Genomic DNA, 12,931 nt, shown 5'->3' on the forward strand with positions numbered 1-12,931 from the left:
CCCGATCATGGAGTGTGCATGTCCCTCGCCCTTGTCCACAGCCGCGCCCAGGTGGGCGTGCTGGCCCCTGCGGTCACCATCGAAGCGCATCTGGCCAACGGCCTGCCCAACCTGACCCTGGTCGGCCTGCCCGAAGCCACGGTAAAGGAAAGCAAGGACCGTGTGCGCAGCGCCATCCTCAACTCCGGCCTGGATTTCCCCGCGCGGCGCATCACCCTCAACCTCGCCCCCGCCGACCTGCCCAAGGATGGCGGACGCTTCGACCTGGCCATAGCCCTGGGCATCCTGGCCGCCAACGGGCAGATGCCGATCGCCTCGCTGCACGCAGTGGAATGCCTGGGCGAGCTGGCGCTGTCGGGGGCGGTGCGCTGCGTGCAGGGCGTGCTGCCTGCCGCCCTTGCCGCCCGCGAAGCCGGGCGCGCGCTGGTGGTGCCACGGGAGAATGCCGAGGAGGCCTGCCTGGCTTCGGGCCTGGTGGTGTACGCCGTAGACCACCTGCTGGAACTGGTCGCGCACCTCAACGGCCAGCAGCCCCTCGAACCCTACAAGGCCAACGGCCTGGTCCTGCACAGCCAGCCCTACCCCGACCTCAACGAGGTACAGGGCCAGCTCGCCGCCAAGCGTGCCCTGCTGGTCGCGGCGGCCGGGGCCCACAACCTGCTGTTCAGCGGGCCACCCGGCACCGGCAAGACCCTGCTCGCCAGCCGCCTGCCCGGTCTGCTGCCACCGCTGAACGAGCGCGAAGCGCTGGAGGTGGCGGCCATCCAGTCGGTCGCCAGCCCGCTGCCGCTCAACAGCTGGCCGCAGCGTCCTTTTCGCCACCCGCATCACTCGGCGTCGGGGGCCGCACTGGTCGGCGGTGGCAGCCGCCCGCAACCCGGCGAGATCACCCTGGCCCACCATGGCGTGCTGTTTCTGGATGAGTTGCCGGAGTTCGAGCGGCGCGTGCTGGAAGTGCTCCGCGAGCCACTGGAATCGGGCGAAATCGTGATCGCCCGGGCCAAGGACAAGATCCGCTTCCCGGCCCGCTTCCAATTGGTGGCGGCGATGAACCCCTGCCCCTGCGGCTACCATGGCGACCCCACCGGTCGCTGTCGATGCAGCAGCGACCAGATCCAGCGCTACCGCAACAAGCTCTCCGGCCCGTTGCTTGATCGCATCGACCTGCACCTGACCGTCGCCCGTGAAGCCACGGCGCTCTCGCACTGCACCGACAACGGCCCCGCCAGTGCCCACATCGCAGGGCAGGTGGCTGCCGCACGCGAACGACAACAACAGCGCCAGGGCTGTGCCAACGCCTTTCTCGAGCTGCCCGGCCTGCGCCAGCACTGCGCGCTGTCCACTGACGATCAGCACTGGCTGGAAACCGCGTGCGAACGACTAACCTTGTCGCTACGGGCCGCGCACCGCCTGCTCAAGGTGGCACGTACGCTGGCCGATCTGGAACAGGCCGCACACATTGCGCGTGTGCACCTGGCCGAGGCCCTGCAGTACCGCCCCGGGCCTTAGGTGCCTTGACGCCCATCGGTTTGTGCAATGCCGGGCGCAGCCTCATCATGCGCCCTCACTGTTCAACGCTGCCGCCGTAGCAGCCCCCTGGAGCCGAGCGATGCCACACGAAGGCAGCCTTTTGCAAACAGCCGTCATCTTCCTGCTTGCCGCGGTCATTGCGGTGCCCCTGGCCAAGCGTTTGCAACTGGGCGCCGTGATCGGCTACCTGCTCGCAGGCGTCGCCATCGGTCCCCAGGTCCTGGGGCTGATCCGCGACACCGAAAGCGTCGCGCACATTTCCGAGCTGGGTGTGGTGCTGTTGCTGTTCATCATCGGCCTGGAGCTTTCGCCGCGCCGCCTGTGGCTGATGCGCAAATCGGTGTTCGGCGTGGGGCTGGCGCAGGTGCTGCTGACGGGCGCCGTGATCGGCGCCATTGCCCTGTTCGGCTTCGGCCAGCCGATGCCCGCCGCCGTGGTCGTCGGCCTGGGCCTGGCGTTATCGTCCACCGCCCTTGGCCTGCAGAGCCTGGCCGAAAGCAAGCAGCTCAACGCCCCCCATGGACGCCTGGCCTTCGCCGTGCTGCTGTTCCAGGATATCGCGGCCATTCCGCTGATCGCCCTGGTGCCCCTGTTGGCCGCCAGCGGCCCGGACACCAGCCACGGCGACAGCCTGGCACATGGCCTGAAGGTGTTCGCCAGCATCGCGGTGGTAATCGTCGGCGGCCGCTATCTGCTGCGCCCGGTGTTTCGCATCGTCGCCCGTACCGGGCTGCCGGAAGTCTCCACCGCCACCGCGCTGCTGGTGGTGATCGGTACCGCCTGGCTGATGGAAGAAGCCGGCATCTCCATGGCACTGGGCGCCTTCCTCGCCGGCCTGCTGCTGGCTGACTCCGAGTACCGCCATGAGCTCGAATCGCAGATCGAGCCCTTCAAGGGCCTGCTGCTCGGGCTGTTCTTCATCAGCGTGGGCATGGGGGCCAACCTGGGCATGCTGCTGCAGAGCCCGGGCCTGCTGTTGGGCCTGACCCTGTTGCTGGTGGCAGTCAAGTTGCCACTGTTGATGCTGGTCGGCCGCATCGGGGGGCTGAACGCGGGCAATGCGTTGCGCCTGGGGGTGGTACTGGCGGCAGGCGGCGAATTTGCCTTCGTGGTATTCAAGCTGGGCAAGGATCAGGGCCTGTTCGACACCTACACCTATGACCTGCTGCTGATGACCATCACCCTGTCGATGGCCGTCACGCCTCTGTTGCTGCTGGCCTGCACGCGCCTGCTCAAGCACCGCCAGGCACCCCGTGAAGTGCCCGAGCAGTACCGGCAGATCCAGACCGACGCGCCGCGCGTGGTAATCGTCGGCATGGGGCGCATGGGCCAGATCGTCTCGCGCATATTGCGTGCCCAGAAGATTCCCTTCGTTGCCCTGGACACCTCGGTGGACGCCATCGAGCTGACCCGCACCTTCGAGCAGGCACCGGTATTCTACGGCGACCCGCTGCGAGCAGAAGTGCTGCATGCCGCCAAGGTGGGCGAGGCCGAGTACTTCGTGATCACCACCGATGACCCCGAAGTAACGACTCGCACGGCTGAACGGGTCAAGCGCCTGTACCCGCACCTCAAGGTGCTCGCCCGTGCGCGTAACCGCCAACATGTTCACAAGCTGACCGATGTGGGCGCGGTGCCGATCCGCGAGACGTTCTACTCAAGCCTGGAAATGACCCGTCGCGCCCTGGTGGGGCTGGGGCTTTCCGAAGCGCAGGCAGCAGACCGTATCCAGCGCTTCACCGAACATGACGAGCAGGTGCTGGAAACCCAGGGCCTGGTGCGCAATGACCGCGCCAAGGTCATGCAGAACGCCAAGGAAGCACGAGCGGAGTTGGCGCGGCTGTTCGAGTCGGATGCAGACTGAGCGCTACAGCAACGCGCTCAAGCGCAGCTGCGACGCCTGCGAGCAGAACACCAGCCGCGCATCCCCGGCCGACATCACCACGGGCACCAGGTCCAGGCGAATGCGCGGCAGCAGGCGGTTGAGCATCTGCTGGCAATCCCGGCGCAGGTAGCTGTCTTCGCCGGTCAGGCGACTGACCAGGCGGAAAGTCAGCGAGTCCCGCGCCAGTACCAGCAAAATGTAGCGCCGTGTGCCGGTCTCGCGCAGCAGCCACACGCCGGTCGCCAGTTTCAGCAGCGGCGTGAGCGTCTCGATCAGCTTGTTGCGCTCCACGGGCACCAGGTCGTGGGGCCCCCACTCGCCGTCTTCACCGTCATCGTCGCTATCGGCACGCTGCAGGGCATCGGCCTCGCGCCGATAGTGCTCGGCCGCGCCGCGGTCATCGCTGCGCAGGGCCAGCACGCTAAGCTTGCGCAGGCTGTACAGCTGCAACGGCCCGCGCTGCTCGGCCACCTGCCGCCACAGTGCTGCGGCGGCGTCCGGGCGCCCGGCCTGGGCATGACACTCGGCCAGCTGATAGCGCACCGCCGCGTCCGGCGCCTGCTGCAGTGCGTCTTCCAGCAAACGCTGCGCCTCATCGCCCGCCTCGCCAAGGGTGCGGTACAGCCAGGCCAGCCGGGCAATCTCGTGGCCCGACAGCGCACGGATACGCCGTTTGCGCTGCAGGTCGTGCTGCTCGGCCACCAATGCCTCGCGCTCGTCACGGGCGCGCTGGCAATGCCGGGCATTGTCATCGGCCTGCTGTTCGTCCAGGCGCTGCGCCAATGGCAGGTGCTGCTCACCCAGCCAGGCCTGCGCCGCGCTGGGCTGGCTGCGCTGCCACACCAGTGCCGCGTCGGGCTGATCGGGTGCCCCCCCCAGCGCCGCCAGGCGGTCGGCCAGCGCCGGGTGGGTATCGCTGTCGTCGGTCTCGTTGCACAGTGCGCCATGCAGCCAGCTGCGGGCCTCGGCAATGTCCTGCGGCATGTCCAGCGCACCGCTGCGGGCCAGGTCGGTCAATGGCGTGGTGCTGCCGGCAAGAAACACCTTGGGCCAGAATGCCTGCTCCAGCGCCCGCCCCTGCAAGGCCAGGCCGACCAGCGCCTCGCGCATCGCCTCGACCCCGCCTACCCGCGCCGCCTCGGCGTCGGCCTGGTACTCGCAGCGCCGCGCAAAATCCATGCTCACGGCCAGAAAACGTGGCACGTACCAGCCCACGAACAGACGCAGCGGCGCGCTCGACAACGAGCGATGGCGCTCCAGCCGCTCGCTCGCCGCCTGCCATTGCAGCCGTGCGAAATACACGCGGCTGGCATAGCGGCCATGACGCTGGGCGATGTGCGCGCACTCATGCGCCAGGATCGCCGCACAGGCCCGTGGCGACAGCGTGTCGAGCAAGGGCAGGCCCAGCCACATCACGTTGCGCGTCCTGCGAAACAGTACGTGGTGCTGGCGGATACTGGCGTTGAAGTCGTCGTTCAGGTACACCGCATCCAGCGCAGGCGCGCCGAGTGCCAGGCGCAACCGCTCGATTTCCGCGAACAGCTGCGGCGCGTCCACTGCCTGCAGGGCGATGCCGTCCTCGCTGGAATCGGCACGCGTCGCAAAGGGCAGCTTGAGCATGCTGTAGCCGAACATGCCCGCTGGCAGGGTCACGAACCCGGCCAGCAGCCCCGCAGCACCGGGCAGCCACATGCACATCGCCAGCGGCAGCGCGCACAGGGCCAGCCCGCCCACCAGCAGAAAGCCGTTGCCCAGCAGCAGCCAGGCACGAAGTCGCAACCGTTGCAGTGCGGCCATGGGCATTACTGCGCCGGCTTGGGCGGCAGGTCGTCGGCGCCGACCTTGCCACGCCCCAGGAACGCACCGAACACGCTGGTGACACTCTTGAGCAGGCTGTGGGAGTTGAGCACCTCGTACTGGACTTCTTGGATGCCTTCGTTGTCGGGCAACTGGGTCACGGCATGCTGCGCCCACTCGATGGCAGCGAAGCGGCTTTGCTGAACGCCCTGCCCGCGCAGGTAGGCCAGTGCGATCTCGGCACTGGTACGCGCCGAGACCCAGTCATCGTCACAGTCGACCAGCGAACGCAGGTACTTCACGCCGGTTTCCTGCTCTTCGGCAGTGCCGAAGTCGCGCAGCAGGATGCCGATGCGGATGCGCGCGCGCTGTTCTGCCCGCGACGATTGGCGGGCGCCTTCGAACAGGCGCAGCACCTCGTCGAGGTTGGCACGCACACGCATGTCCAGCTCGTCGTCGAAGAGCTTTTTCCAGGCCAGGTTGAACATGCTCTGCGGGCAGCCGTCCTGGGCACCGCGTTCCAGCCAGCGCAGGCTTTCGCCCTCGTCCACATAGCGTTGCGGGGCCTCTTCACGGGCACCGGTGTGTACCTCGTGCAGGAAATAGGCCGCGCCCGGCAGGCCACGCTCGCCCCATTGCACCGCCAGGAAGTAACCCTCGTCGTGGCGCCCACCGTCCCACAGGAATGACGGCAGGCTGACGATGTCCAGGCCCGAGTCCCCCAGGTCGTGTTCGCCCAGCACCCGCGCGCGGTCCAGCAAGGCCGGCACACACTGCGGGTCCTTGTCGAAACCCCACAGGCCGAACTGGTGACCGACAGCCTTGATCGCCACCGGCACGCCCAACTCGTTCATCGCGCACATGCGCTCGACCGCCACCTTGAAGGCACCGGTTTCGTCGGCCATGTTGGCCACCATGGTGAGGTAGACGAAGCTGTGGAACGGCCCCTCGACATGGCGGAAGTACTCGCCTTCGGGGAAGGCCTGCACGCTCGCGACCTGCATCGCCATCGCACGTGGCTGGTTGTCCAGCGAATAGCTGCAGAACTGGCCGAAGTAACCCAGCGCATAACCGCGGTAGGCTGGCAGCAGGTCGCGCTGCAGCCAGGCCTCGAAGTGCTCGAGGTACTCGCGTGCAGCGTTGAATTCCTCCTTGGCGGGGTAATCCTCGTGGATGTCGTAGAACGCCAGCCAGCGGATCGCATTGCGCTGCGCCTCGCTCAGCGCGGCGCACAGCGGCCCGCTGGCAAAGCCTTCGATGTCTTCGTAGCTGCCGCCCCAGCGCGGCAACAGGTAGTTGGCATAGTTGAGCAGCGCTTCCAGGCAGTCCGGGCGCCACTCCATCACGCGGTGCAGCCAGTAATCCTGACCCTGGTCCATCTCGTGCGCCTGGCGTTGCGGCAGGCCGGCCGGCAGCGCCGTGGGGGCCTGTTGCAAGGGCGTCAGGCCGTAGTGGGCCAGGTGTTCGACCGCCATCTCCAGCAGTTCGGGGTCCTGGTTGTCGCTGGCCATGCCCTTGGCAGGCTCGCCACCGAACAGCGCGTTCAGCCACGCCGGCTCATGGAAGTGCGCGCACAGCTCCATCAGGGTGACGCCTGCAGCCACCGGCTGCGGCGAACGTTCGAGCGCCGCCAGCAGGTGCACCGCCGACAGTTCACAGGCCAGCGCCGCGCCCAGCCAGCAGTCGTCGGTCACGCTGTTGGCCCAGCCGCTGCCGCGGATATTGCCGGCGCGGCCATAGCAGTAGTTGCCCAGGAACAGGCGCGGATGGAAGGCATCCGGGCAGGCGGCGACCCACGCCTGCAGAAAGCGTGCGATCTCCGGCGCGGGGGTCACACTGAAGTCGAACAGCGTGCCGGTGCGGGCGGTGTCCAGATAATGGTGGGTACCAGGCTCAGCGCTGCTCCACTCGGCCTGCAGGGTATCGAAATAGCTGTTCAGCTCGGCGAAGGACTCGGTACGAACCAGGTCACGCAGGTGGAGGCGAATATGGGGAATGTTGTGCAAGTGGCACCCTTCAAGTCCGTTTTAGCGAGCGCGTTCAGCGCAAAGGCGCTCATGATGGCGGCGAAGGCTAAACGACACTACCGATTGGATCCAGTCCAATTGAAAAAATCGCGGGTGTTAATGATTCTCGACCGGGCGCGAGCGGTACGGGGCGTTGAAAATGCGGGCAGGTGGACGGCATGCGGGCAATGCCGAAGGCCATCGACCAGGGCATCCCTGTCGATGGCCGCGCACTGGAGCGGGGGTTACAGCAGCACGCGCAGGCACTGCCCGGCGTGGTACAGCGAAAAGCCGGTTTCGTAGAAGCCGGTGCGCAGCAACGGGGCCGATACCGGTTTCATCGGGGCGAACGGGATCGGCAGTGCATCCGGATCGTCCTGCAGCAGGTACTGTGCGAAGGCCCTGCCGATCACAGTACCGGTGGTGTTGCCACGGCCGTTGTAGCCGGTGACCGCAACGATGCCCGGGGCCGGTTCGAACAGGCGCATCAGGTGGTCCGGGGTGAAGTCGATACAGCCGGTCCAGTGCATTTCCCAGTCGACCTTGCCCAGTTGCGGGAAGTAGTGCCCCTGGATGCGGTCGGCCCAGCTGCGCACGAACCACGCCGGCTTGTTGTCGACCCGGCCCATGCTGCCCAGCAGCAGGCGGCCCTGGTCGTCGCGACGGATGCTGCTGAGCACCGTGCGCGTGTCCCACGAGCCCTGGCCGTGCTTGAGCACGTTGTCGGCCGCAGCGCCCTGCAGGGGCTTGGAAGCCACCTGGTAGTAGTAGCCGCGAAAGTACTGCTTCTGCAACGCGGTCCAGTCGCCCTCGGTGTAGGCACCGGTGGAGATCACCACCTTGTCGGCGCTGACCGCGCCATGGGCAGTCTTCACCAGCCAGGCGCTGCCTTCGCGGGTGAGCCCGGTGACAGCGGACTGTTCGAACACCTGCCCACCCAGACGGCGTACCGCAGCGGCCAGGCCACGGGTGTAGCCCATGGGGTTGATGGTGCCGGCGCGGCGGTCGAGCAACGCGGCGGAAATCTTGTCGGTACCGCAGTATTCCTGGCACTGCGCACCGGTCAGCAGCTCGACATCGGCACCGCGTCGGCTCCATTGCTGGTGACGCGACTGCAGGTCGGCTACGCCGTTGGCGTTGTGCGCCATGTGCAGGGTGCCTTCGTTGCGTGCCTGGCAGTCGATGCCCAGGCGTTCGATCATGGCGAACACCTCGGCCGGGGCTTCACCCAGTACCTTGTTCAGGCGGCTGCCCTGTTGCTGGCCCAGGGTGGCCTCGACATCGTCGGGGCGGATCCAGGTGCCGGCATTGACCAGCCCGACGTTGCGCCCCGAGCCACCATGGCCGATGACACGGGCTTCGAGCAGCGCGACGGACTTGCCCTGCTCGAGCAGGTTGATGGCCGTGCACAGACCGGTGATACCCCCGCCGATCACGCACACATCGGCCTTGATCTGTGCCGTCAGTGCGGCGGCAGGCGCCGCAGGCGGAGTGACGAACTCCCACAGACATTCTTGACGCAGGTCGGTCATGGCCGCCTCCGTTGGTTGGCCTTGGAACGGGAAGTACCCTTCACCGGCAAGGCCGGCCCCTACACGGTTGCGGTAGGAGCCGGCCTTGCCGGCGAAGGGGCCGACGCGGTTATCAGTCGAACACGATGCCCTGCGCCAGCGGCAGCTCGCGCGAGTAGTTCACGGTGTTGGTCTGACGACGCATGTAGGCCTTCCACGAATCGGAACCCGACTCACGGCCACCGCCGGTCTCTTTCTCGCCACCGAACGCGCCACCGATCTCGGCACCGCTGGTGCCGATGTTGACGTTGGCGATGCCGCAGTCGCTGCCCGCCGCGCTCTGGAAGCGCTCGGCCTCACGCAGGTCGGTGGTGAAGATGCACGAGCTCAGGCCCTGTGGCACTTCGTTGTTCAGGCGCAGCGCTTCGTCGAACTCGTCATAGGCCAGCACGTAGAGAATCGGCGCAAAGGTTTCATGGCGCACCACCTCGCTCTGACCAGGCATCTCGACGATCGCCGGGCTCACGTAGTAGGCATCCGGGTACTGCTGCTGCAACTGGCGCTCGCCGCCGAACACGCTGCCGCCTTCATCACGGGCACGGGCCAGGGAGTCCTGCATGGCGGTGAACGAACCCTTGTCGATCAGCGGGCCGACCAGGTTGTCCTGGCGCGGGTCGCCGATACGTACCTTGGCGTAGGCGGCTTTGACGCGGGCCACCACTTCGTCCTTGATTGAGCGGTGCACGATCAGGCGACGCAGGGTGGTGCAGCGCTGCCCGGCGGTACCCACGGCGCTGAACAGAATGCCGCGCACGGCCAGGTCCAGGTCGGCGCTCGGGGCCAGGATCATTGCGTTGTTGCCACCCAGCTCGAGGATGCTGCGACCGAAGCGTGCCGCCACGCGTGGGCCGACTTCGCGCCCCATGCGGGTGCTGCCGGTGGCGCTTACCAGCGGTACGCGCGGGTCGTCGACCAGTGCCTGGCCGGCGTCGCGGTCGCCGATGATCAGCTGCGCCAGGCCTTGCGGCGCTTCGCCAAAGGCTTTCAGGGCTTTTTCGAACAGCGCCTGGCAGGCCAGTGCGGTCAGCGGGGTCTTTTCCGATGGCTTCCAGATCACGGCGTTGCCGCATACCAGCGCCAGGGTGGTGTTCCACGCCCACACGGCCACCGGGAAGTTGAAGGCGCTGATCACGCCAACCACGCCCAGCGGGTGCCAGGTTTCACGCATGTGGTGGCCCGGGCGCTCGGAGGCGATGGTCAGGCCATACAGCTGGCGCGACAGGCCGACGGCGAAGTCGCAGATGTCGATCATTTCCTGCACTTCGCCCAGGCCTTCCTGGGTGATCTTGCCGGCTTCGATGGATACCAGTTCGCCCAGTTGCGCCTTGTGCTCACGCAGCACTTCACCAAACAGGCGGATCAGCTCACCGCGACGCGGCGCCGGCACGTTGCGCCAGGCCAGGAAGGCCTGTTCGGCCTGTTCGATCTTGCCCAGTACCTGAGCCTTGGACTCCAGGTGCACCGAGGCAATCGCGCTGCCGTCGATCGGGGTGTGAACGGGATGGTTGCCATGGGTGTAGGCAGAGGCCGGTACACCCAGGCGGTCGAGCAATCCATCAACCATTATTCTTCTCCTGCAAGGCGGTGAGTGGTTGTAATTGGTGATGGGATCAGTATTAATCCGATCACTCTGGCGCTACAAACGACCTTTATTCTGCACATCATTCCGCCAGGTAATGATTCGACAGGTGAGTGATACCGCTATGTCCAAACGTCTGGTGCCGTCGATGGCCGCCCTGCAATGCTTCGAGGCGGCCGCCCGACACCTGAGCTTCACCCGCGCTGCGCAAGAGCTGCACCTGACCCAGAGCGCGGTGAGCAAGCAGGTGGCGCAGCTCGAAGACATGCTGCGCCATCACCTGTTCCTGCGGATCCGCCGACGCCTGCAGCTGACCCCGGCGGGCGCGCTGTACCTGGCCGAAGTGAACAAGATCCTCACCCAGGTCGACATGTCCAGCCGCTACATCCTGTCCTACGGTCAGCAGACCGAAGTGCTCAAGGTGGCCACCCAGCCGAGCTTCGGCGTGCGCTGGCTGATCCCGCACCTGAAGGGCTTCGGCAAGCGCTACCCGAATATACACCTGGATATCTGCAACGAGATGGAGCCTTTCGCCCTGCTGCAGAACACCGCCGACGTGGTGTTCTTCTATGGCCAGGGCACCTGGCCGGGGGCCACGTGCATCGAGCTGTTCGGCGACGAGGTGGTGCCGGTGTGCGCCCCGGAACTGCTGCAGGGGCATACCTTGACCGAGGCCGGCGAGCTGGCCGAGCGCGTGTTGCTGCAAAGCACCTCGCGCCCGGAGGCCTGGCACGAGTGGTTTCTGGAACAGGGCCTGCACTCGGCCAACAGCTACCACGGCCCGCGCTTCGATACCTTCTATATGTGCGTGGGCGCCGCGTTGTCGGGCTGCGGCGTGGCGCTGGTGCCGCGCTATCTGGTGGAGCAGGAACTGGCCGAGGGCAAGCTGGTGATACCGTGGCCCTACGCGATGCGCAGCAGCGGCGCGTACTTTGTGGCGTTCGCCGAGCATGCCGCCGAGGTACCGAAGGTGCGCAGCCTGGTGGAATGGATCCGTGAACAGGCGACCGCGCCGAGGTCCTGAATTACAGGAATGATCCCTCGAATTTTTTTCGCTTGTGCCCGGCCTGCATTCCTCGCTTTCATGTAAGGGTGACTTTTACCACCAGGAAGCTTTCGATGCCCGCTCAAGATTTCGTCAGCCCGGACAGCATTCGCGCGCAGTTTTCCGCGGCCATGTCGCTCATGTACAAGCAGGAGGTGCCGCTCTACGGCACCCTGCTGGAACTGGTGAGCGAGATCAATCAACAGGTGATGACCCAGCAGCCCAAGGTGGCCGAGGCGCTACGCTGGACCGGCGAGATCGAACGCCTGGACCAGGAACGCCACGGCGCCATCCGCGTCGGCACCGCCCAGGAACTGGCGACCATCGGCCGCCTGTTCGCGGTGATGGGCATGTACCCGGTGGGCTACTACGACCTCAGCTCGGCCGGCGTACCGGTGCACTCCACCGCGTTTCGCGCGGTGCACGAGCAGTCGCTGCACATCAGCCCGTTCCGCGTGTTCACCTCGCTGCTGCGCCTGGAGCTGATCGACAACCCGGCCCTGCGCGAGCTGGCCGCATCGATCCTGGCCAAGCGGCAGATCTTCACCCCGCGTGCCTTGCAGCTGATTGCCCAGTTCGAAGCCGACGCAGGCCTGAATGCCGCCGACGCCGAGGCGTTCGTCAATGAAGCACTGCACACCTTCCGCTGGCACCACGACGCGACGGTCACGGCCGAGCAGTACCAGCAACTGCACGACCAGCACCGCCTGATCGCCGATGTGGTGGCCTTCAAGGGCCCGCACATCAACCACCTGACGCCGCGCACCCTGGACATCGATGCGATCCAGGTCGGCATGCCGGCCAAGGGCATTCCGCCCAAGGCCGTGATCGAGGGCCCGCCACCGCGTCGTTGCCCGATCCTGTTGCGTCAGACCAGCTTCAAGGCCTTGCAGGAGCGCGTGGCATTCACCGACCAGCAGGGCAGCGAAGGGGGCAGCCATACCGCACGCTTCGGCGAGATCGAGCAACGCGGCGCGGCGCTGACCCCCAAGGGTCGCGTGCTGTATGACCAGTTGCTGGACGCAGCGCGGGCCGACCTGGGCGGCGTGCCGGCCGAGGCCAATGCCGAGCGCTACATGAGCCTGCTGGGCAAGCGTTTCGAAGCCTTCCCGGACGACCTGGCGCAGATGCGCGAGCAGGGGCTGGCGTACTTCCGCTACTTCCCGACCGAAGCCGGCCTGAGTGCCCGCGACCAGGCGCAGCGGCCGACCTCGCTGAGCGCGTTGATCGAAGCCGGGCATGTGCACTTCGAAGCCCTGGTGTACGAGGACTTCCTGCCGGTGAGTGCGGCGGGGATCTTCCAGTCCAACCTGGGCGAAGGCGCGCAGAGCGAGTACGGCAGCAATGCCAACCGCGACGCGTTCGAGCAGGCGCTGGGCAAGTCGGTGCAGGATGAGCTGGCGCTGTATGCCGAGAGCGAGCGGCGCTCGCTGGCAGCGTGTGCGCAGGCGTTGAACCTGCCTGGGCTGATTTAACAGCTTCGCCGGCAAGGTCGGCTCCTACACTGCAGGAGCCGCC

The 12,931-nt window shown here is 66.6% G+C and carries 8 protein-coding genes; 4 read left to right on the top strand and 4 right to left on the bottom strand.

All coding sequences use genetic code 11. The annotated features are described in order from the left end of the window. The first annotated feature begins 18 nt into the window (after positions 1-18). Positions 19-1,509 (top strand): YifB family Mg chelatase-like AAA ATPase, encoded by a 1,491-nt coding sequence (locus NJH59_RS01700; protein WP_253086265.1) that lies wholly within the window; start codon positions 19-21, stop codon positions 1,507-1,509. A gap of 100 nt (positions 1,510-1,609) precedes the next feature. After that, complete coding sequence (locus tag NJH59_RS01705; RefSeq protein ID WP_043863347.1) at positions 1,610-3,394, top strand: monovalent cation:proton antiporter-2 (CPA2) family protein; 1,785 nt, start codon at positions 1,610-1,612, stop codon at positions 3,392-3,394. A gap of 3 nt (positions 3,395-3,397) precedes the next feature. On the opposite strand, the gene NJH59_RS01710 is transcribed toward NJH59_RS01705, so the two are convergent. The 4 genes from NJH59_RS01710 to NJH59_RS01725 form a co-directional block, all read right to left on the bottom strand. Further along, the gene (locus NJH59_RS01710) at positions 3,398-5,212 is read right to left on the bottom strand and encodes a M48 family metalloprotease (RefSeq protein ID WP_253086266.1); all 1,815 of its coding nucleotides are present in this window, start codon (positions 5,210-5,212) and stop codon (positions 3,398-3,400) included. A gap of 5 nt (positions 5,213-5,217) precedes the next feature. After that, positions 5,218-7,218: a DUF4034 domain-containing protein gene (locus NJH59_RS01715; protein ID WP_253086267.1), complete on the bottom strand. Its 2,001-nt coding sequence runs from the start codon at positions 7,216-7,218 to the stop codon at positions 5,218-5,220. A 245-nt stretch (positions 7,219-7,463) separates the two neighbouring features. After that, a complete protein-coding gene (locus tag NJH59_RS01720) occupies positions 7,464-8,750 on the bottom strand; it encodes an FAD-binding oxidoreductase (RefSeq protein WP_043863344.1) in 1,287 nt (428 codons plus the stop codon). A 112-nt stretch (positions 8,751-8,862) separates the two neighbouring features. After that, positions 8,863-10,353 (bottom strand): aldehyde dehydrogenase family protein, encoded by a 1,491-nt coding sequence (locus tag NJH59_RS01725; RefSeq protein ID WP_043863343.1) that lies wholly within the window; start codon positions 10,351-10,353, stop codon positions 8,863-8,865. A gap of 139 nt (positions 10,354-10,492) precedes the next feature. On the opposite strand from NJH59_RS01725, the gene NJH59_RS01730 reads away from it, so the two are divergent. Both NJH59_RS01730 and NJH59_RS01735 read left to right on the top strand, forming a co-directional pair. After that, the gene (locus NJH59_RS01730) at positions 10,493-11,392 is read left to right on the top strand and encodes a LysR family transcriptional regulator (protein ID WP_043863342.1); all 900 of its coding nucleotides are present in this window, start codon (positions 10,493-10,495) and stop codon (positions 11,390-11,392) included. A 95-nt stretch (positions 11,393-11,487) separates the two neighbouring features. After that, entirely contained in the window at positions 11,488-12,888 is a 1,401-nt protein-coding gene (locus NJH59_RS01735; RefSeq protein WP_088514606.1) for a VOC family protein, read from the top strand. Positions 12,889-12,931 lie beyond the last annotated feature (43 nt).

This window comes from Pseudomonas sp. VE 267-6A (assembly GCF_024126555.1).
GTDB classification, from domain to species: domain Bacteria; phylum Pseudomonadota; class Gammaproteobacteria; order Pseudomonadales; family Pseudomonadaceae; genus Aquipseudomonas; species Aquipseudomonas palmensis.